This is a genomic window from Specibacter cremeus, from assembly GCF_003946885.1.
Taxonomy (GTDB): Bacteria; Actinomycetota; Actinomycetes; order Actinomycetales; family Micrococcaceae; genus Specibacter; species Specibacter cremeus.
Window position 1 is genome coordinate 17,184 of record NZ_RWKQ01000015.1, and the last position, 18,980, is coordinate 36,163.

At 68.2% G+C, this 18,980-nt stretch carries 22 protein-coding genes; 10 read left to right on the forward strand and 12 right to left on the reverse strand.

Annotation, left to right across the window (positions count from 1 at the left end):
- The first annotated feature begins 25 nt into the window (after positions 1–25).
- Positions 26–964 carry an ABC transporter permease gene (locus EJC77_RS07530; RefSeq protein ID WP_125611223.1) on the forward strand — a complete coding sequence of 313 codons (939 nt, stop codon included), beginning with the start codon at positions 26–28 and terminating at the stop codon, positions 962–964.
- Positions 965–974: 10 nt separating this feature from the next.
- The gene (locus EJC77_RS07535) at positions 975–1,820 is read left to right on the forward strand and encodes an ABC transporter permease (RefSeq protein ID WP_125611225.1); all 846 of its coding nucleotides are present in this window, start codon (positions 975–977) and stop codon (positions 1,818–1,820) included.
- On the opposite strand, the gene EJC77_RS07540 is transcribed toward EJC77_RS07535, so the two are convergent.
- From EJC77_RS07540 to EJC77_RS07570, 8 genes are all read right to left on the reverse strand, one after another.
- Positions 1,817–2,542: a maleate cis-trans isomerase family protein gene (locus EJC77_RS07540; RefSeq protein ID WP_125611227.1), complete on the reverse strand. Its 726-nt coding sequence runs from the start codon at positions 2,540–2,542 to the stop codon at positions 1,817–1,819. The genes EJC77_RS07535 and EJC77_RS07540 overlap by 4 nt on opposite strands.
- Before the next feature lie 10 nt (positions 2,543–2,552).
- Entirely contained in the window at positions 2,553–3,974 is a 1,422-nt protein-coding gene (locus EJC77_RS07545) for an amidohydrolase family protein (RefSeq protein ID WP_125611229.1), read from the reverse strand.
- Positions 3,975–3,983: 9 nt separating this feature from the next.
- Positions 3,984–4,748, reverse strand: a complete 765-nt coding sequence (locus tag EJC77_RS07550) for an aspartate/glutamate racemase family protein (RefSeq protein WP_125611231.1) — start codon at positions 4,746–4,748, stop codon at positions 3,984–3,986.
- Entirely contained in the window at positions 4,745–5,428 is a 684-nt protein-coding gene (locus tag EJC77_RS07555; RefSeq protein ID WP_125611234.1) for a GntR family transcriptional regulator, read from the reverse strand. Before EJC77_RS07555 ends, EJC77_RS07550 begins: the two co-directional genes overlap by 4 nt.
- A 66-nt stretch (positions 5,429–5,494) precedes the next feature.
- Entirely contained in the window at positions 5,495–6,844 is a 1,350-nt protein-coding gene (locus EJC77_RS07560; RefSeq protein WP_125611236.1) for an MFS transporter, read from the reverse strand.
- Between the two features lie 282 nt (positions 6,845–7,126).
- Positions 7,127–7,282, reverse strand: coding sequence for a hypothetical protein (locus EJC77_RS20330; protein WP_164520346.1), 156 nt, complete (start codon positions 7,280–7,282; stop codon positions 7,127–7,129).
- Positions 7,283–7,337: 55 nt separating this feature from the next.
- Positions 7,338–7,481, reverse strand: a complete 144-nt coding sequence (locus tag EJC77_RS07565; protein ID WP_125611238.1) for a sigma factor-like helix-turn-helix DNA-binding protein — start codon at positions 7,479–7,481, stop codon at positions 7,338–7,340.
- Between the two features lie 82 nt (positions 7,482–7,563).
- A complete protein-coding gene (locus tag EJC77_RS07570; RefSeq protein ID WP_240629921.1) occupies positions 7,564–7,959 on the reverse strand; it encodes a YjgN family protein in 396 nt (131 codons plus the stop codon).
- 389 nt (positions 7,960–8,348) lie between these two features.
- On the opposite strand from EJC77_RS07570, the gene EJC77_RS07575 reads away from it, so the two are divergent.
- From EJC77_RS07575 to EJC77_RS07595, 5 genes are all read left to right on the forward strand, one after another.
- The gene (locus EJC77_RS07575; protein ID WP_125611240.1) at positions 8,349–9,995 is read left to right on the forward strand and encodes an amidohydrolase; all 1,647 of its coding nucleotides are present in this window, start codon (positions 8,349–8,351) and stop codon (positions 9,993–9,995) included.
- Between the two features lie 12 nt (positions 9,996–10,007).
- On the forward strand, positions 10,008–11,201 hold the full coding sequence (locus EJC77_RS07580) for an MFS transporter (protein ID WP_125611242.1): 1,194 nt from the start codon (positions 10,008–10,010) through the stop codon (positions 11,199–11,201).
- 601 nt (positions 11,202–11,802) lie between these two features.
- Positions 11,803–12,333 (forward strand): hypothetical protein, encoded by a 531-nt coding sequence (locus EJC77_RS07585; protein ID WP_125611245.1) that lies wholly within the window; start codon positions 11,803–11,805, stop codon positions 12,331–12,333.
- 144 nt (positions 12,334–12,477) lie between these two features.
- Entirely contained in the window at positions 12,478–12,792 is a 315-nt protein-coding gene (locus EJC77_RS07590; RefSeq protein WP_125611247.1) for a hypothetical protein, read from the forward strand.
- Positions 12,779–13,003 (forward strand): hypothetical protein, encoded by a 225-nt coding sequence (locus EJC77_RS07595; RefSeq protein WP_125611249.1) that lies wholly within the window; start codon positions 12,779–12,781, stop codon positions 13,001–13,003. The genes EJC77_RS07590 and EJC77_RS07595 overlap by 14 nt, the downstream gene beginning before the upstream one ends.
- 53 nt (positions 13,004–13,056) lie before the next feature.
- Here EJC77_RS07595 and EJC77_RS07600 read toward each other — a convergent pair whose 3' ends face one another.
- Positions 13,057–13,485 (reverse strand): protein-tyrosine phosphatase family protein, encoded by a 429-nt coding sequence (locus EJC77_RS07600; RefSeq protein ID WP_125611251.1) that lies wholly within the window; start codon positions 13,483–13,485, stop codon positions 13,057–13,059.
- Positions 13,486–13,616: 131 nt separating this feature from the next.
- Between EJC77_RS07600 and EJC77_RS07605 the strand changes: the two genes are divergently transcribed.
- Both EJC77_RS07605 and EJC77_RS07610 read left to right on the forward strand, forming a co-directional pair.
- The gene (locus EJC77_RS07605; RefSeq protein WP_125611253.1) at positions 13,617–14,258 is read left to right on the forward strand and encodes an NADPH-dependent F420 reductase; all 642 of its coding nucleotides are present in this window, start codon (positions 13,617–13,619) and stop codon (positions 14,256–14,258) included.
- Between the two features lie 115 nt (positions 14,259–14,373).
- Complete coding sequence (locus tag EJC77_RS07610) at positions 14,374–14,838, forward strand: GNAT family N-acetyltransferase (protein ID WP_125611255.1); 465 nt, start codon at positions 14,374–14,376, stop codon at positions 14,836–14,838.
- 234 nt (positions 14,839–15,072) lie between these two features.
- On the opposite strand, the gene EJC77_RS07615 is transcribed toward EJC77_RS07610, so the two are convergent.
- The 3 genes from EJC77_RS07615 to EJC77_RS07625 form a co-directional block, all read right to left on the reverse strand.
- Positions 15,073–16,314 (reverse strand): RNA polymerase sigma factor, encoded by a 1,242-nt coding sequence (locus EJC77_RS07615; protein ID WP_125611257.1) that lies wholly within the window; start codon positions 16,312–16,314, stop codon positions 15,073–15,075.
- Positions 16,315–16,329: 15 nt separating this feature from the next.
- On the reverse strand, positions 16,330–16,743 hold the full coding sequence (locus tag EJC77_RS07620; RefSeq protein ID WP_125611258.1) for a YciI family protein: 414 nt from the start codon (positions 16,741–16,743) through the stop codon (positions 16,330–16,332).
- Between the two features lie 284 nt (positions 16,744–17,027).
- On the reverse strand, positions 17,028–18,425 hold the full coding sequence (locus EJC77_RS07625; protein WP_125611261.1) for a mycothione reductase: 1,398 nt from the start codon (positions 18,423–18,425) through the stop codon (positions 17,028–17,030).
- 87 nt (positions 18,426–18,512) lie between these two features.
- On the opposite strand from EJC77_RS07625, the gene EJC77_RS07630 reads away from it, so the two are divergent.
- On the forward strand, positions 18,513–18,956 hold the full coding sequence (locus tag EJC77_RS07630) for a DUF1810 domain-containing protein (protein WP_125611263.1): 444 nt from the start codon (positions 18,513–18,515) through the stop codon (positions 18,954–18,956).
- Positions 18,957–18,980: the final 24 nt, after the last annotated feature.

Sequence of the window (18,980 nt, forward strand, 5' to 3'; positions counted from 1 at the left end):
CCTTTAGACGAAGGTATTCAAGGACATGGCACTACAGACTCAGCCCGGCACCCGGCCGGGCCGGGGCACCGCGCCGGGCACCGCCGTCGTGCCCCGTGCCCGCACCAACACGTTCTCCGCGCTGCTCCACCGGCATCCGCGGCTGCGGCTCGCCGGGCTGCTGACCGCCCCCGCCGGGTGGCTGGTGCTGGTGTACGTGGCCGCGCTCGCCGCACTGCTCATCACGGCGCTGTGGACCGTTGACACGTTCACCGGCAAGGTCACCCAGTCGTGGACGCTGGCGAACGTCGTCCAGGTCGTCACCGACCCGGTGTACCAGATCATCACGCTGCGCACGCTGTGGATCGCGCTGGCCGTCACGGTCATCGACATGGTCATCGCCCTGCCGATCTCCTTCTTCATTGCCAAGGTGGCCACCGAGCGCTGGCAGAAGCTGCTGGTCGTGGCCGTGCTCATGCCGTTGTGGGCCAGCTACCTGGTCAAGGCGTACGCGTGGCGGAATGTGCTGGCGGAGGGTGGGCTGCTGGAATGGCTGGGCACGCCGCTGGGCCTGCACAGCCCGGGGTATTCGGAGACGGCGGTGATCCTGACGTTGTCCTACATCTGGCTGCCGTACATGATCCTGCCCATCCACGCCGGCTTCGAGCGCGTGCCCGATTCGCTGCTGGAGGCCTCCGGGGACCTGGGCGCCAAGCCGTGGACGACGATGCGCCTGGTCATGCTGCCGATCCTGGTGCCGTCCATCATCGCCGGCACGATCTTCACGTTCTCGCTGTCGCTGGGCGACTACATCACGGCGCAGATCGTCGGCGGCACCACGCAGATGCTCGGCACCGTGGTGTACGCGAACGTCGGGGCCGCGAACAACCTGCCGTTCGCCTCGGCCGTGTCGCTGATCCCGATCGCGATCGTCATGATCTACCTGTTCGTCGTCCGCCGCACCGGCGCCCTGGAAAACCTGTAGGAGGTTCGACGTGAGACTCTCGCGAAGCGCAAAATCCGTCCTCGGCGTCTTGACGGCCCTGGTCCTGCTGTTCATCTACGGGCCGCTGCTGCTCGTGGTGGTGAACTCGTTCAACGCCGACCGCACGTTCGGCTGGCCGCCGAAGGGGTTCACGCTCGAGTGGTGGGGGCGGGCGTTCGAATCCGAGGGCGTGCGGCAGGCGCTCATGGCGTCCCTGGGGGTGGCGGTCGTGTCCACGGCGGTGTCGCTGGTGCTGGGAACGTTGCTGTCCCTGGCGCTGCAACGCTACAAGTTCTTTGGCCGGGACGTGGTGAACCTGCTGGTGATCCTGCCGATCGCCTTGCCCGGCATCGTCACCGGCATCGCGCTGAACAACATGTTCACCACCATCCTGGGCGTGTCGTTGAGCATGTGGACGGTGATCATCGCCCATGCCACGTTCTGCATGGTGACCGTGTTCAACAACGTGATCGCCCGGCTGCGGCGCATGAACGGCGGGTTGGAGGAGGCCTCCTTCGATTTGGGTGCCGGCGTGTTCACGACGTTCCGGCTCGTGACGTTCCCGCAGCTGCGCTCGGCCCTGCTGGCCGGTGGCCTGCTGGCGTTCGCGCTGAGCTTCGACGAGATCATCGTGACCACGTTCACGATCGGGGCGGGCGAGACGACGCTGCCGATCTGGATCCTGCAGAACCTGTTCCGCCCGAACCAGGCCCCGGTGGTCAACGTGGTCGCCGTGGTGCTGATCCTGGTCTCGATCGTGCCGATCTGGCTGGCGCAGCGGCTGTCCGCCGATTCCGTTGGCGTGGGTGCCGGGCGGGACGGTGCCGGGCGGGCCGCGAAGGCCACGGCTGGCTAGCCGAGCAACCGCCCCCACGTCGGGGCCAGCAGCGGCGCGCCGGTCAACCGCAGGCAGTGCCACAAGGTGACGGCCACCGAGTCGAGGACCGGAACGTCCGTCCGTTTTTCGACTTCGGCCGCCAGTCCGGCGCCGTACAGGTTGGTGCACAGGTATACCAGGGCGTCCGGGCGGGCGGCCGCAAGCTCGAGGGACCCGGGCCGCAGCTCGTCCTCGGTCACGCGGGCAAACGACTCGTTGTCGCTCAGGCCCAGGCCTTGGTCGGCGACCACCTTGATCCCGTTCTCCGCGTAGCAGGATGCGATCGCGGCGTTGACGTCGGCCGTGTACGGCGTCAGGAGCGCAATCCGTGCCAGGTCGAACGCGGCGAACGCTGCCAGGTAGGCGAGCGTTGACGTCGTTGCCGGCACACCCGTGGCAGCCGTGATCTCCGCGGCCAGCTCGCGGTCGTGGTCGACGCCCAGCCAGGAGCCGGACGTCCCGTTCCAGGCAATGACGTCGACGTCCGCCGTCGCCAGCAGTTGCGCGGCCTCGCGCATGACGGAGCGCCCGAACTGGTTGTCGGAGGAATCGTCGAGGGCGATGCGTGTCACCGGGATGCGGGTGAAGTGGATGGTCACGTCGTCCCGCCCGCCCAGGATCCGGTAGGTTTGCGGTTCCAGGCAGGTGTTGGAGGACGGCACGATCATGCCGATGCGTTTGGTGCGGGTGGGGGTGGACATCTCAGTGCTCCTAGGCTCGGGCGAATTCGGCGGTGGTGGCTCTCTCGCGTGCGGAGAAGCCGGTGCGATGGATGAACCGGCCAACGGGGCCGGGATCGGTGAAGGCGCCGTCATGGACCACGACGCGGCCGGCCGAGATGACCGACGACGGCCAGCCGGCCAACACCCTGCCGTCGAAGGGGGAGAAGTCGGTGCCCATGTGCAGCCGGGACCCGTCGACGGTGCGCCGCTCCGCCGGGTCGAAGATCACCAGGTCGGCGTCGTACCCGGCGGCGACGACGCCCTTGCCGGGAATGGCGTTGATCCGCGCCGGCCCGGTGGAGAAAACCTGGACGAAGTCCTCCACGCGCGCGCCGGGGCGTTCCATCAGGGCCGTGAACACGACCGGCATGCGCGTCTCGACGCCGGGCAGCCCGTGCGGCATGGCCCGGATGTCGTCCATGCGGGCACGCTTTTGCGTCAGGTCGTAGCAGGAGTGATCCGACGCGACGGTGTGGATGGCGCCGTCGGCCAGGCGGTCCCGCAGGGCGGCGACGGTCTCGGCGCTGCGCATCGGCGGGCAGCAGGCGTACCACTCCGGGAACCTGTCGCCGTAGACTGACTCGTCCAGCGTCAGGTAGTGCGGGCACGTCTCGGAGAACGCGTGCTGTCCGCGCTCGCGGGCCCCGGTGACCAGGTCGACGGCGCCGGGCGTGGATTGGTGCACGAAGTACACCGGCGCGCCCGTGTACTCGGCCATGGCCAGCACCTCGCGGACGGATGCCTCCTCGGCCAGCTCGGGCCGGGTGCGGTGCAGATGCTCGATCCCGATCCGGCCGGAGTCCGCGTGCGCCGCCGTGCAGTCGGCGATGATCGGGTCGTGCTCGGCGTGGATGTATGTCAGCCCGTCCAGGCGCACCATTTCCCGCATGACCTTCAGGATGGTGTCGCCGTCGGCCATGGTGGACCCGCGGTTGGTGGTGTACATCTTCACCGACCGCACGCCCTCGGCGGCCAGCTGCTCCAGCTGCCGGGGGACGGTCTCGTCCCAGGTCACGACCGCGGCGTGCAGCGCCACATCGCACCGGGACTGCCGCGCCAGGGCCTTCTTGTTGCGGGCCGCCGCCAGCGGTGTTTCGGTGCCGTCGCGGGGGATGCCGAAGTCCAGGATCGTGGTCGTCCCGCCCCAGAGCGCCGCCGTCGACGTCGTCGCATAGTCGTCGAGCGTGGCGTAGCCGCCGGTCACCTGGGCCACGTGGCAGTGGCCGTCGACGCCGCCGGGGATCACCAGCTTCCCCGCGGCGTCCACGGTCCGCGCGGCGGCCGGCACGGGCAGGGCCGCGTCGACCACGGCGTCGATGCGGCCGTCGGCGATGACGACGTGCGCGTGCCGCCGGCCGTCGGCGTTGACGACGGTGCCGTTGGCGATGACGAGTTCGGGTAGCGGGGCCATGGGCGTTTCCTAACGTGCTGCCGCGGCCGACTGGACGTCGGTGAGGGCGGATTCGAGGGTCGGGGACAGGTTCTTGCGGGGTTTGCGTGGCGGCGGGGCGAAGGATCCGGCCCGGTGCGTCCCGGACGCCAGGCCGACGACGGCCTCGGCCAGGCGGATGCCGGCGGAAATGCCGTCCACCACGGGGACGGGGATCTGTCCCTCCAGGTCGCGGGCGAGTCCGGCCAGCGGCGCGCCGGCGAGTATGACGACGTCGGCCCCGTCCTCCGCGACCGCCCGCAGGCTCAGCGCCAGCAGGGTGTCCCGGAAATCCGACTGCACGGAGCCGATGCCGGTGAGCGTTTCGTTGATCGAGCGGATGGACGCCAGCCGGCCGGAGAATCCGAAGCGGTCCACGCAGTCCCGGTACCAGGCGGTGATGCGGGCGGAGATGGCGATGATGGAGAATTTCTGGCCCTGCAGCGCGGCGGCGCAGAGGGCGGCCTCGGTGATGCCGATGACCGGGACGTCGGCCAGTTCCTTCAGGGCCGGCATGCCCGGGTCGCCGAACGCGGCCACGACCACGCCGTCGACCTTTCCGTGGTGTTCGGCGATGATCTCGGCGACGGCGCCGGCGGCGAGGAGGGACTCGAAGCGTGTCTCGATGTACTCGACGCCGTGAGCGGCGGTGCGCACCACCAGTTCGGTGCCGGGGGATGCGGCGCGCCGGGACTCCACCTCGATGAGGCCCGTGACGTCGTCGCTGATGTTCGGGTTGATGACAAGCAGTTTCATGGTTTCTTCCGTTGCTGGCCCAGGTCGATGGGGCCGGAGTTGTCCGGGAACTGGGTCCGGTATTTGTCGATGTGGCAGGCCGACTGGGCCGCCGCCTTCTCCGGATCGCCGCTGGCGATCGCCAGGTAGAGGGCACGGTGTTCCTGGACGAGTTCGGGCAGGTCGCTGACATGCCGGAAAAGCCAGTGCATGCGGCCTTGCAGTGGTTCCAGCGCGGAGCGCAGGAAGCCGTTGTCGGCGATCCGGGTGATGGCGTCGTGGAAGTCGCTGTTGGCCCGGAACGTGTCCACCAGCGATCCCTTCGCCAGGAATTCCTCGGCCTCGTCCAGGAGCCGGGCGAGCTCCCGGAGGTCGGCGGCGGTGGCCCGGGCCGCCGCCAAGCGGCAGGCGAGCACCTCCAGGGAGTTCCGGACGTCGAACAGGTCCTCGACGTCCTTCGCGCTGAGCGAGCTGACCTCGGCGCCGCGGCCGTTCCGGTCGCTGATGACGCCTTCCTGGCGCAGCATCCGCAACGCCTCGCGCACCGGCAGCCGGGAGACGTTGAATTCGGCGGCCAGGTCCCGTTCCACGAGCCGGGTGCCGGGGGCATAGTGGCCTTCAAAGATCCGGGTGCGAACCACATCGCGGACGGTCTCGCGAAGCGGTGGTTCCTTGGCCCGCGTTTCCTGGGGAGTCTGCATGATGTGTGTCCGTTCGGGTAGTTGGTGGCGACCATGCCGCCGGCGGCGGCATGTGGTGGGTGGGGTTCAGACGGGGAGGCGCTTGTTGTAGTTCAGGACAAGGACCGAAACACCCATGATGATGGCCGCACCGACAAAGTAAAGCAAGGCCCACGTGAACGACCCGGTGGCGCCGACGATCAGGCCGACGACGATGGGGGTGACGAAGCCGGAGATGTTGCCGCTGAAGTTCATGGCGCCGCCCAGGATGCCGGCGTTGGTGCGCCCGCCCAGGGTCGCCGGGACACCCCAGAACAGCCCGACCCAGCGCAGGAAGAACAGCACCACGGACAGGAGGACGACGGCGGTCAGCGGGTCCGCGACGAGGGTCACCCCGACGAGCCCGGCGACGACGATGACGCTGGACGTGCCGAGCAGGGTTCGCATGACCTTGTTGGCCGAGGCGCCCCTGCTGATCCACTTGTCGGCGAGGGTGCCGCCGAGGATTTCCCCGACGAAGCCGGCGCCGAAGATGACGAACGTGGACCAGCCGATGGTGCTCAGGTTGAAGTGCTTGGCCTCGGACAGGTACAGCGGACCCCAGGTCAGCAGGCCGTAGAAGACGCCGTTGAAGCCGAGCCAACCGAGGCACATGGCCCAGAAGGAACGGAACTTCAGGTAGGGGAGCAAGCCGCGGCGGCCCCGGCTGCCGGCGCGTTCGGCGGCGGCATCCTCTGCCGCGTGCGATGCCTCGATGTAGGCGGCCTCGGCCTCGTTGACGCCGGGGTGCTGGCGCGGGGTGTCGCGGACATACCAGTAGACGGCCAGGCCCATGAGGACGGTGGCGGCGCCGGCGATGATGAACGACCAGCGCCAGCTGCCGGTCGCCGCGATGAGCCCGGCAATGACCAGGCCGCCGACGCCTGCGCCCAAGGGTGCACCGGCGTCGAGAATGGTGGCGCCGCGGCCGCGCTCCTTGGAGTGCATCCAGATGGCGTTGAGCTTGCCGCCGGAGGGCATGACACCGGCCTCGGTGACGCCGATGCCGAGGCGCGCGATGAACATGCTGAGGAATCCACCGGCCAGGCCCGAGGCGGCCGTGGCCGCGCCCCAGCCGAAGCAGGAGGCGGTGATGATCTTGCGGGGGCCGAACTTGTCAATGAGCCAGCCGACGGGGATCTGCATCAGGGCGTAGGTCCAGAAGAACGCCGAGAGCAGCAGGCCGACCAATTCGGGCGGCAGGTGGAAGTCCTTCTGGATGATGGGCAGGGCAACCGAGATGGAACCGCGGTCGAGGTAGTTGACGGTCACCAGGATGAGCAACAGGATGAAGAGCTTCCACCGGACGTTGGTGCGTCGTTGCACGCCGTCCCTGGCGCCCGTCCGTGGCGAGTCCTGGATTGATGAGTCGGTCGTTTCAGTACCTGGGAGAGACATGGCTACTCCTTCACATGGAAATTGATGAGGGGTGGTCGTGCGCGTGCCGCCGTGGCCTGTGGCGGCTGGGATCATGACCCCGACAGCCCACGGCCCGGGATCACGAGAGGACCAGGGCTGCGGGAGCCGGAGAAGCTTCTTTTGGGATCCCGGTTTGGGATCCCAAATACAAATCTAGAAGTGGCGCACGCCACAGTCAAGGCATATGTTGGGCTGAAATTTCATGCCAAAGCGAGCCGGCTGGTATTCCAGCAGGACAATCGCACGATTCGCGCGGCGTTCCTACCGCTCGAGGTCCTCGTCGTCGAAGTCGGCCGGCTCGTAGTCGTCGTGGTCCACCAGGTCGGGGTCGTCGACGTCCTCGAAGTCGTCCTCGGGGGAGTCCTCGACGTCGTCGTCCTCGATGTCCTCGTCACGCGGTTCTGGCATGGTGCTCATGGATCCAGCGTAGGCCGGTCCTTCGCGGCAGGGAACGGCCTTGTCCGCATTGCAATCACGGGAATTCCCGCAGCGATTCGGCGGCATCGAATTCCCGCAGCATCGTCATGGTCTGCTTCTCGACCTGGCGGATCCGTTCCCGGGTGACGGCGAACACGCGGCCGATCTCGTCGAGCGTGTGGACCCGGCCGTCGGCCAGCGCCTCCTGCTGCCACGGGTAAAGGAAGCCGTAGTCGTCGGCGGTGCTCGCCGCGCCGTGCGGAACCCACCTTCGACGGGTTTTACGCGAAGACCGTCTTCTCCAACTGCCACTTGGTCATCCGCGGGTAGACCCAGAAGGAGTAGATGCCGAGGGTGATGACGATCAGCAGCAGCCACTTGACCCAGAGGCCGAAGATGCCCCATCCGGTGCCGATGAAGGCGAGCTGCCGGCCATACAGGTAGGTGTTCTTGGCCCTCCAACGTTCCACCAAGACCACGGCAAACGGGTAGCAGATGCCCAGCGTGAATACCGTGACGAGCACTCCGAGGATTTGGGTGCCGAACCAGGTGGCCGCGCCACCACGGAACTCGTGGATCTGGACACCGGCGGGAATGACGTGGAGCGGGTTGCCCGGCAGTGGCGCGATGGCCGCCGGCGGAGCGGGCGGCAAGGGCGGTGATTGGTCAATGGTCATGAGTTCTCCTCAATTGGTTGGGTGCGAGTGGGCCTGGCCGGATGGGCCGAGGCCCACGTGTTCCTGTCGGCCAGGGAATATAGGGAGTAAGGAGTCCACGATGAAGTCCGTGCACCATGCGGAATTGCGGGTCGGGCCCGGCACCCATCCCCGGTTCCCCGTTGATTCCCCAGATATTGCACGTTTCCCGGCCCGAAACCTGCATTATCTGGGGAACTGAGGGCGCCGGCACTCGGCCATTCGGTGCCGTCGACGGCCTTGAACGGGGGGCGGGTCCCTTCTCGGGGGAAGGTTCCCCCAACGACAACCCCCGTGCGCGCAATGACAAGGGCAAGCTGTGGCGTGCACCATAGTGTGAAGTGACCTGTTGTCGACGAAGGGACTCCGTCATGCCAGAACTGCGCGCCGATCTGCTGCTCGTCAACGGGGTCATCGACACGCTCGATCCCGGCTCCGGGACCACCGGCGCGCTCGCCGTGAAGGACGGGAAGGTGTTGGCGACCGGCAGCGAAGCCGAGCTGGCCCGCGGAGCCGACACCGCCGTCGTCGATCTTCACGGCGCCTACGTGATGCCCGGTCTGCTCGACGTGCACAACCACCACATGCTCGCCGGGCAGATGGACCTGTTTGAACTCGACGTGCCGCCCACGCTGGGCCTGGACGAGTTCCTGACGGCGGTCGCGGACTACGCGGCGGGGCTGGAGCCGGACGCGTGGATCGTGGGCGGCAGCTGGGGCTCGGGGCTGATGGCCGCCCTGAACACGGCCGAGGCGCTGGCGCGGCTGGACGCGGCCACGGGCGGGCGCCCCGCGCTGCTCAAGGACGACAGCAAGCACAACCGGTGGGCGAACACGCGCGCCATGGAGCTGGCCGGCATCGACGCCGCCACGGCCGAGCCGGACGGCGGGCAGATCCTCAAGGACGACGACGGGCGCCCCACCGGCGTGCTGATCGAGGCGGGCGGCGTGCTGGTGGAGAAGACGCTCGCCGCGCTGCAGCCTGTGGACACGGCGGACCTGGCCAGGGCGGCCGCGCGCGGCATGGAGATCCTGCACTCGTACGGCGTGACCGGCTTCCAGGACGCGGCCGCGTCGCTGCAGCTGATGCGCGCGCTGAAGACGCTGGACGACGACGGCGCGCTGCGCGCCTGGGTGGTCACGTCCATGCAGGCCAACGACTTCATCTTCGGCACCACGCCGCTGGGGGAGGACATCATCGCGCACCGCGAGGAGACGCGCAGCCCGCACCACCGGCCGGACTTCATCAAGATCTTCCTGGACGGGGTGCCGCCGGCGGGCACCGGCGCGTTCATCGAGCCGTACCTCGACGGCGTCGGCTTCCCGGAGTGCCACTGCGGCACCACCACCATGGACCCGGCCGAGCTGGAGCGCTGGCTGCTGGGCACGGCCGAACGCGGCATCTCCGCCAAGATCCACTGCACCGGCGACGCATCCGTGCGCCTGGTCCTGGACACCGTGGCCAAGGTCCGCGCGGCCGGGTTCACGGCGCCGAAGTACCACATCGCGCACGGCCAGTTCGTGCACCCGGACGACATTCCCCGGTTCGCGCAGTTGGACGTGACGGCCGACATCTCCCCGTCGCTGTGGTTCCCGGGCGTGATCTCCGAGGCGATAGCCACGGTGCTGCCGGCGGAGCGGGCGCAGCACATGCAGCCGAACAGGGCGCTGCTGGATGCAGGGGCCCGCATCGCGGGCGGGTCGGACTGGCCGGTGAGCGTCTCACCGAACGCATGGGAGGGCATCTACGGGCTGGTCACGCGGGCGGACCCGACCGGTGAATTCCCTGGCACCCTGTGGCCCGAGCAGGCGATCACGCTGGAGGAGGCCATCGCCGTCTACACCACCGCCTCGGCCGAGGCGATGGGGCTGGACGACGTGACGGGGTCGCTGGCGCCCGGCAAGTCGGCCGACTTCGTCGTGCTCAGCGACAACCCGCACGCGATCGACATCGACCAGGTCCGGCACATCACCGCCCGGCAGACCTGGTTCGCCGGGCAGCGGGTGTACGAGGCGTAAGGACACACACCCATGGCAACTCTTCTCCGGGCCCCGGCCACCCGTGCCGCGAGCGACCGCGGCACGTACACCTACATCGCCGTCTTCAGCGCCGTGCTGTACACCGTGCTGCTGATCGCCCCCGTGATCGGCGGGAAACTGACCGCCCAGTTCCACCTGACTCCGTCGCAGCTGGGGTTGCTGTTCTCCGCCGAGTTGGGCGCGTTCAGCCTGGCGACCGTGCCGGCATACCTGTGGCTGACGAAGCTCAACCTGCGCACGGCGTCCTACCTGTTCACGGGCATTGTCATCGCCGGCAACGTGGTGTCCGGGTTCGTGGACAGCTACGCGCTGTTGATCGTGGCCCGCGTGATCACGTCGCTGGCGGCCGGCTCGATCACCGTCATCATCCTGTCGCTGAGCGGCAAGACCGCGAACCCGAGCCGCGCATTCGGCTTCTTCGTGGTGTTCCAGCTGGTCATGGGTGCAATCATCCTGGCCGTGTTCCCGGCCCTGTATGCGAACACCGGCGTCGCGGCGATCTACTGGACGCTGGCCGGGCTGGCGGTGGTGTGCCTGTTCTTCGTCCGGTGCATCGACGGCGAGGCGTTGCGCTCCGGCTCCGGTGAGCCGCGCTCGGAGGCGAGCGCCGCCGTCGTACCTTCCTCCGCACGTATCCCGGTGGGCAAGTTCGTGGTGGGCCTGGCCGGCGTGCTGATGTTCTACATCGCGCTGAGTGGGATCTGGTCGTTCATGGCGGCGATCTCGACGGGCTCGGGCACCAGCCTGTCGGCCACGAGTGTGGTGCTGTCGGCGGCGACGGTGGCCGGCATCGTTTCGGCCCTGGTGGCCACCGTGCTGGGCGATTCGCCGCGACGCAAGGCGTTCCTGCTGCTGGGTTATTTGGGCATGGCCGTGAGCGTCGGGCTGCTGTTCGGCGGGCCGGGTCTGGTGCGGTTCGCCGTGGCCGCGGTGATCTTCAAGTTTGCGTGGACGTTCATCCTGCCGTACCTGCTCTCCAGCCTGTCCGACCTGAGCAGCAACGGGCACGTCATGAACACGACCAACCTGATGATCGGCACCGGGTTCGCGATCGGCCCGATCGTGTCCGGCAACCTGATCGAGTCGTCCGGCGGGTTCACTGGCATGCTCGTCCTGGGGCTGGTGGGCGTGCTGGCGTCACTCGTGTGTGCCATGGTGATCCAGCGACGTCGTTCCATGCGATGATTCCTGATGGACGACGACGGCGGCCCGACCCGGGTGGGTGGGGCCGCCGTTCGCTTGGGGCGTTCAGCCCATTTTGCACAATGAATCGATCATGAGGACAGTGCATGATGCGGTGTCGCGGGCCTAATCTCCCGGCCACGTTGGACGCCGCTCTTGACGACTGGGGGCTATCGCCATCACACGGGTAGGCAAGGTGCCAATCGTGAGTACGGCTCCCCGGACCAGGCGCGGCACGGCCCTGAACCGGACGAAGCGACGGCCGTTCTGGAAGCTGGTCGAGGCCTACCGATACCGCCACTGCGTCCAGATGAACGCGTCCTTTCAGAGGCGGCCCATCTTGCCGCGCTGTTGCTGCGTAAGCGCACCGTTGCTGATCAACCCCGGTTGGCCGCCCCGTCCTGGTGGACGAGGGGCAGGACCTGCACGGCGGGCGCGGGCTGTTCCTGTGGGAGCTGGTCGACGTGGGGCCGGGTGACTTGTTCATCGCGGAGGATTCCCACCAACGGATTGCGGGCAGAAGGTGCCGTTGTCACCTTTCGGCATTGCGATCGTGGGACGCTCGCGCCGACTCACGTTCAACTACCGCAGGACGCAGCCGAACATGATCGATGTCGTCGGACTGCTGCACGGCGCGCACGTGACGGACATCGAAGGTGAGGACGAAAGCCAGGTCGGGTACACGTCGTCGCGTGTGGGACCCTCGCCGGAGGTGTCGGCAGCTTCGTCGTTCACTGACGAGCTGGACAACTTGGCCGCCTACCTGACGCGAATGCGGGACGAGGGCGTGGCACTGGCGACCATGGGCATCCTGGTTCCAGTGAGCAACCAGGCCAGGCAGGTGGTCAGCGGGTTGGCGGAGCGCGGTGTGGACGCGCGGCTGGTTGACTCACTGGAGAAGCCCGGAATGCGCGCCGTGTTGATCATGCACCGGTCAAAGGGCATGGGGTTCCCCCGGGCGGTGCTGTTCGGTCTGTCCGAGAACCGGCTGTTCGTTTCAGGCCAGCTGAAGTACTTGGCGCAGGCGGAGAAGGCGATGCGCTGCTTCGGGAACGATCGCTGCTGCAGGTGGCGGCGACCAGAGCGCGGGACGGGCTGGCGGTGTCGTGGAGTGGCAAGCCGTTGGCGATGCTGAGGATGGGGTAGGTGGCGTTCCCGCGCTGGTGTCGGAGATGCCCCGTAGCCTGAGGCGACGGATGGGTGGGGAACGTTTCTATACTCCGTCGGCGAATGGCTGAGGACGTGGATACCCGTTGTAGGGCCACTCGGTACGTTCGGCGTGGTCATCGTGGCGTTCATCGCCTATCTTCAGAAGGTCACGGCGGACAAGCGGGCGCAGTGGTGGACGCGCGCGCAATGGGCCATCGAAGCGGCCACAGACGATACGGATCGGAAAATGCAGCAGTTGGGCGTCGTCGTGCTCATGTCGCTTTGGGACAACAAGCTCTCGACTCGGCGGGACAAGGCCTTGCTTGTCGGCATCGTCGAGCTGATTCGTGACGAGGTGTTGGACGAGCCGCCCGAACTACAGGAAAATGGACGTGACGACGCGAGTGGAGGTGAATCATCCCGTGGGACGCATGATGCAGACTAGTTTGCGAGCCGGGTCGGCGCTCAAGAACAGCAAACGGGATGCCCGGAAGTCGTCGAGCGCGCCAGCGCAGCCTGTTTCGGACTTGAAGCAGGGCGGCTACGAGGTGACGCTTCCGTCCAAGGGTGGCAAGACCTACGTCGTAAAAACGCGGGATGACGTCCGACTTCTGGAACTCATCGAGGAATTCATCGCCACCAGCAAGGCCCGTTGAGACGACGCCAACCCGCTCGCCCAACTGCAGGAGCATGATGGACCCGGCCTGCTCTATGCGAACCCTTCCACGAACTGCCGCTGCCATGGCGTCTCTACCGCGCGCCGGTTGTAGTGTTCGCGCACGTAACCCACGGCCTGTTCGGCCGGCACCCCGTCGAGCACGGCCAAGCAGGCCAGGGCCGTCCCGGTGCGCCCGTGACCGCCCATGCAGGCGACCTCCACGCGTTCCGCCGGGGCACGTGACCAGGCCTCGTGAAGTGCCTCGAACGTCGAGCCCCGGTCGGCGGGCAACCAGAAATCGTGCCACCGCACCCACCGGCTCTCCCACGCCACCCGCGGCGGCCGGTGTCCCAGCAGGTACAGGGCGAAGTCCGGCGCCGGACCCGGCGGGACCGGACGCAACAGCGCCCGTCCCCGCACCAGCCGGCCGGACGGAAGCCGCAGCACGCCCGCCGCATCGGAGTCCCAGGTACCGGCCATGGGCCTAGCGTAGTCCGGGCAGCACTGTCCGTCGGCTCGATGTCGCGACGTGACGTGCCCGGTGCGTCGGAACACGCACGGCTTCGCTACCCTTCCGGAATATCCGTGACGGCCGACGCCGTTGTCCCGATATGACAACACTGGGAATCATCGGGGCAGGACACATTGGCAGCCAGATCGCCCGCAAAGCGGTGCAACTGGGCTATGACGTGGTCATCAGCAATTCACGCGGGCCCGAGACCCTGGCCGACCTCGTCGCCGAACTCGGGCCGCGAAGCCGGGCCGCAACGGCGGCCGAGGCGGCAGCGGCCGGCGATGTCGTCGTCGTGACCGTCCCGTTCAAGAGCTACCGGCAGATTCCGGCCGAGCCGCTGGCCGGCAAGGTCGTCATCGACACCAACAATTACTACTGGGAACGCGACGGGCACGTCCCCGCCTTGGACAGAGGCGAGGCCACGACGTCCGGCCTGCTGCAGGAGCACCTGCCGGGCGCGATGGTCGCCAAGGGCTTCAACCACATCTATGCGGCGCAGATCACCGCCGACGGCACGCCGGCCGGGACCCCGAACCGCCGGGCTCTCGCCACGGCGAGTGATCATTCCGAGGCCAGCGCCCTGGTCGCCCGACTCTACGACGAGTTCGGCTTCGACACGGTGAACATCGGCCCGCTGTCCGAGAGCTGGCGCGTCGAACGTGACCGTCCCGCCTACGTGGTGCGGCAGAACGCGGCGGAATTGGCCGCGAACCTGGCCCGGGCCCCGCGCACCATATGAAACCCTGCGGATTGGGCTGGTGCCACAGAAGCCAAGCCAGTGTTGTGCGCGTCCCGATGCTCGGGGGTAGTGTGAGAGTCCGACTTTGCCGCGCACTGAGGGGAAGGGCCTGATTATGGATCTGTCCGCGGGGATTTCTATCCGTCGAGCAGGGACCGAGGATGTTGATGCGGTTGCCCCGCTTTTCGACGCCTACCGGCAGTTCTATGACTGCCCGGCCGATCTTCAGCTCGCACGCGATTACTTGACCAGCCGCATCGGACAGGCAGACTCCATCGTCTTCGTCGCGTGGTCCGGCAGCGGCGAGGCCATAGGGTTTACGCAGTTGTATCCAACGTTTTGTTCCGTCGAGGCGAGTCCGATCTTCGTTCTTTACGACCTGTACGTCGCGCCCGATTCGCGCCAGCACGGGGTAGGCCGGGCGCTTTTGACCCAGGCCGAAGAATTCGGGCGCGCCAAGGGCGCCACACGGATGGACCTGTCTACCGCGAAGACCAATGTGAAGGCTCAATCAGTGTATGAATCGCTGGGTTGGGTGCGCGACGAGGTCTTCCTGCACTATTCACTGTTCCTGGGATAAACGGCTGGAGCGTGCCCGACCCGGCGCCCATGGTGCACCGACGGATCCAGGCCCCGGCAAAGTAGGCGTTTGGGGCGCTGACCTGCTGTGATATCGGTATGGCGGGTGCGCCACGGCCGCTCGGCGAGTTTATCGGCCAGCGTCGGCCCGTCGTCGACGACGTCGGCAGTCCGGCCTGCCGCGATCAGGTTCCCGGTCGCCGCTTCCACCCTGCCATCCGTCGTCGCGGCCGGTTCAGCAGGACGCGGCCCGGTCGAGCAGCAGCGTCCGCTCGGCCTCGTTGCCGGTCATCGCCGCGGCCCGTTCGAACTCCGAGCGTGCCTCGTCGCGGCGTTCGAGCTTGAGCAGCAGGTCACCCCGGACGGCCGGCAGCAGGTGGTAGCCGCGCAGGGCGGTGATCTCGGACAGCTTGTCGACGATGGACAGCGCGGGTGTGGGTCCGTCGGCCATCGAGACCGCGACGGCCCGGTTCAGCTCGACCACCGGCGAGCCGGTGAGTGCGCTGAGTTCGTCATAGAGCTCGGCGATGCTGTGCCAGTCGGTGCCGGCTGTGCTCGTCGCGCGGGCATGGCGGGCGGCGATCGAGGCCTGCAGCACGTACGACCCGCGCCCGCCGAGATGGTCGGCCCGCCGCAGCGCACCCTCGGCGTGTGTGATGAGCAGCCGGTCCCAGCGGGTCCGGTCCTGACGGTCGAGCGGCACCGGCCGGCCGTCGGCGTCCGTTCGGGCCCGGAGCCTGGACGCCTGGAACTCCATCAGCGCCACCAGTCCGTGGGGCTCCGGTTCGTCGGGTGCGAGCGCGGCGAGCATCCGACCGAGCCGCATGGCCTCCGCGCACAGCTCGGCACGCATCCAGGAATCGCCGCTGGTGGCGGCGTATCCCTCGTTGAAGACGAGGTAGACGACCTCGAGCACCGAGGCCAACCGCGCGGTCAGCTCGTCGCCGACGGGGACCTCGAACGGGACCTCCGCGTTCGACAACGTCTTCTTCGCCCGCGAGATCCGCTGGCCGAGCGTGGTGGACGGGATCAGGAAGGCGCGGGCTATCTCGTCCGTGGACAGTCCCGCCACCGTCTTGAGCGTGAGCGCCACCCGTGCGTCGCGGCCGAGCACCGGGTGGCAGGCGGTGAACATCAGCCGGAGGACGTCGTCGCCGACGTGCCTGTCGAATTCGATCGCGTCCATCGGATCGTCGCCCTCGGGCGTCTCCCGGGCGATCAATGCGAGCTTGCGCTCCAGGGTCACCTGGCGGCGGATGGTGTCGACCGCACGCCGGCGGGCGACGGCCAGGAGCCAGGCGCCCGGCTTGTCCGGGACGCCCGACTCCGGCCACTGCTCCAGCGCCGCGAGCAGCGCATCCTGGGCCAGGTCCTCGGCCAGGCCCAGATCGTTCACGGTTCGCGCCAGGGAGGCGGTCAACCGCGCCGACTCGATCCGCCAGACCGCCTCCACGGTCCGCTGGGTCGCACTGGTCACCCGATGCCCTCGGCCCTACAGGCCGGTCGCCCTACGCAGCCGGACCCCGGCCTCGCGCAGCTCGGGCGTCAGCGCCTCGCCGAAGTCCTCGGCAGTGTAGAACGGCCGCACCTCGACGACCCCGTTGCGGAACGGGGCGCGGCGGACCCACTGGAGCGCCTCGTCGAGCGAGGACACCTCCCAGATCCAGTAGCCGGCGACCAGCTCCTTGGTTTCGGCGAATGGCCCGTCGAGCACCGACGAGCCGCCCTTCTCGTCGAAGGCCACCCGCTTGCCGGCCGAGCTCGGCTTCAGGCCGTCACCGGCCAGCATCACGCCGGCCTTGACCAGCTCCTCATTGAACGCCCCCATCGCGGCGAACTCCTCGGTGGTGGGCAGGACTCCGCGCTCGGTGTCCTCGGTCGCCTTCACCAGAACCATGACTCGCATGATGTTGCTCCTTCGTCGTCGCCGGGGCCGACCCACCGTTCGCGGACCGTCTCAACCCTGACTCACCCCTACGTCGAATGGCAAGCCGCGGTTTCGACATCGCCATCGAGAAATTTCTCCGCCCGGGATGTTCGGTAGGTTCTGCAGGCGTGCGAGGTCGCGATGAAGAGTCGCCGCCACTGAGCGATCAAGTTCACATGCAAGGGGCGCCCAGACAAGCTTCGGTGACAATCTGTGAGCCTCGAGACCAAGGTGGTTTGACAAGCTCAACCACCGGCGACGAGCTATTCCGGGACGGCCAGCCCGAGCAGCGCGTTCTCCACCAGCTCCGAGAGCGCCGGGTGGATCCAGTACTGGCCGCGGGCCACCTCCTGCGCGGACTGCCCGAAGGACATGGCCTGGATCAGCGGCTGGATGACCGTGGCCGCCTCGGGCCCGATCACGTGGGCGCCCAGCAGCAGGCCGGTACTGGGATCGGCCAACACCTTGAGGAAGTGACCCGTGTCCTCCCGGGCCCACCCGGCCGCAATGTCCGCATAGGCCTGGGTGGCCACCAGGTAGGGGATGTTGTGCTTGCGGGCATGCCGTTCGGTGATGCCGACCGACGCGATCTGCGGATCGGCGAACACCGCCGCCGGGACGAACCGGTGGTCCGCCCGCACACGGGCGTCCGGATGGGCCAGGTTGTGCTTGACCACCCTCGCCTCATGGTTGGCCACATGCTTGAGCTGGTGGTGCGAGGACACGTCCCCGAGCGCGTAGACGCCCTCCACGTTGGTCTGCTGGAAGTCGTCCACGACCACGCGGCCGTGCCCGTCCAGTTGGACCCCGGCTCGCGTTACCCCCAGACGCTCGCCATTGGGCCGGCGTCCTGTGGCGACCAGCAGCACCTCCGCTTCGATGGACAGCGGTCCCTCCGGTGTCTGCGCAGCGAGGGTCACGCCGGCGCCGGACCCTGTCACGCACCGGACGGTCGTGTCCAACAGGACCCGGTACCGGGCGGACACTTCCTTCGTGAACTGCACGGAGATGTCCGTGTCCTGGGAGCGCAGCAGCCGCGGCCCGCGCGCGATCTGGGTGACGTCCACGCCGAACGCCGAAAACACGTGGGCGAACTCGGCGGCGATGTACCCGCCACCGAGGATGACGATGCTGGCCGGCAGCTCATCCAGGCGCATGATGGTGTCCGACGTGTGGAACGGCACGCCGCCGTCCGCCAGCCCCGGGACATCGGGAACCACGGCGTGCGACCCGGCCGCCAGCACAAACCGGTCGGCCGTGATCTGGACGGTCCCGCCGTCGTGCATTTCCACGGTCAGCGCCTTCGGCGCGGTGAAGGTGCCGCGACCGGCGAACACGGCGATGTTGGGGCACTCCGGCCCCTGCCGGTAGGCCCGGCCGCCGGCCTCGATCGCGTCGATGCGGCCGAAGATGCGGTCCCGGATACCCGGCCAATCGACGGCGTCCAGGGTCAGGTCGACGCCGAGCGGGCGCCCGTGCCGGGACGCCTCGGCCAGCTCGGCCGGGTGGACGAACATCTTCGTGGGGATGCAGCCGACGTTCAGGCAGGTCCCGCCGAACAGGCCGTCCTCGACGATGGCGATGTTCCAGTGGTCGAATTCGGGGCCGGGGATGGAATTCCCGGAGCCGGTGCCGATGATGGCCAGGTCGAAATGGGGCACGCCCGCCTGCTTCCTGTCGCTGGGCCGTGGCGTCCGCATCGTGTCGGCGCCTGTATGCCGAGCCTAGTACGGGCGTACCGTGGGGTGATGACCGACCCCTATGACTTGGACCGATTCGTGGCAGCCCAGGACCAGGGCGGCACGTACGACGCGGCGCTGGCCGAGTTGCGGGCCGGGGCGAAGACGAGCCACTGGATGTGGTTCGTGTTCCCGCAGGTCGCCGGCCTGGGCATGAGCTTCATGGCCCGGCGGTACGCGCTCGGATCGGTCGACGAGGCCGAGGCCTATTTGGCGCACCCGGTGCTCGGCCCCCGGCTTCGGGAGTGCGCCGAGGCCGTGCTCGGCGTGCACGGCCGCACCGCCGTGGACATCCTGGGACCCATTGACGCGCGGAAGCTGCATTCGTCGATGACGTTGTTCCTGCGGGCGGCGACACCCGGGCGCGGGGACGTGTTCCAGCGGGTACTCGACGCCTACTATGCCGGCGGCCCGGATGCCGCCACGGACCGGATCCTGGCCACCGTTCGGTGAAGGCCGAGCCGGTGCCGCGCCGGC

Coding starts and splice junctions, on each gene's coding strand:
- EJC77_RS07530 (WP_125611223.1), top strand. CDS start 26: ATGGCACTACAGACTCAGCCCGGCACCCGGCCGGGCCGGGGCACCGCG.
- EJC77_RS07540 (WP_125611227.1), bottom strand. CDS start 2,542: ATGTCCACCCCCACCCGCACCAAACGCATCGGCATGATCGTGCCGTCC.
- EJC77_RS07545 (WP_125611229.1), bottom strand. CDS start 3,974: ATGGCCCCGCTACCCGAACTCGTCATCGCCAACGGCACCGTCGTCAAC.
- EJC77_RS07550 (WP_125611231.1), bottom strand. CDS start 4,748: ATGAAACTGCTTGTCATCAACCCGAACATCAGCGACGACGTCACGGGC.
- EJC77_RS07555 (WP_125611234.1), bottom strand. CDS start 5,428: ATGCAGACTCCCCAGGAAACGCGGGCCAAGGAACCACCGCTTCGCGAG.
- EJC77_RS07560 (WP_125611236.1), bottom strand. CDS start 6,844: ATGTCTCTCCCAGGTACTGAAACGACCGACTCATCAATCCAGGACTCG.
- EJC77_RS20330 (WP_164520346.1), bottom strand. CDS start 7,282: ATGAGCACCATGCCAGAACCGCGTGACGAGGACATCGAGGACGACGAC.
- EJC77_RS07570 (WP_240629921.1), bottom strand. CDS start 7,959: ATGACCATTGACCAATCACCGCCCTTGCCGCCCGCTCCGCCGGCGGCC.
- EJC77_RS07575 (WP_125611240.1), top strand. CDS start 8,349: ATGCCAGAACTGCGCGCCGATCTGCTGCTCGTCAACGGGGTCATCGAC.
- EJC77_RS07580 (WP_125611242.1), top strand. CDS start 10,008: ATGGCAACTCTTCTCCGGGCCCCGGCCACCCGTGCCGCGAGCGACCGC.
- EJC77_RS07585 (WP_125611245.1), top strand. CDS start 11,803: ATGATCGATGTCGTCGGACTGCTGCACGGCGCGCACGTGACGGACATC.
- EJC77_RS07595 (WP_125611249.1), top strand. CDS start 12,779: ATGATGCAGACTAGTTTGCGAGCCGGGTCGGCGCTCAAGAACAGCAAA.
- EJC77_RS07600 (WP_125611251.1), bottom strand. CDS start 13,485: ATGGCCGGTACCTGGGACTCCGATGCGGCGGGCGTGCTGCGGCTTCCG.
- EJC77_RS07605 (WP_125611253.1), top strand. CDS start 13,617: ATGACAACACTGGGAATCATCGGGGCAGGACACATTGGCAGCCAGATC.
- EJC77_RS07610 (WP_125611255.1), top strand. CDS start 14,374: ATGGATCTGTCCGCGGGGATTTCTATCCGTCGAGCAGGGACCGAGGAT.
- EJC77_RS07620 (WP_125611258.1), bottom strand. CDS start 16,743: ATGCGAGTCATGGTTCTGGTGAAGGCGACCGAGGACACCGAGCGCGGA.
- EJC77_RS07630 (WP_125611263.1), top strand. CDS start 18,513: ATGACCGACCCCTATGACTTGGACCGATTCGTGGCAGCCCAGGACCAG.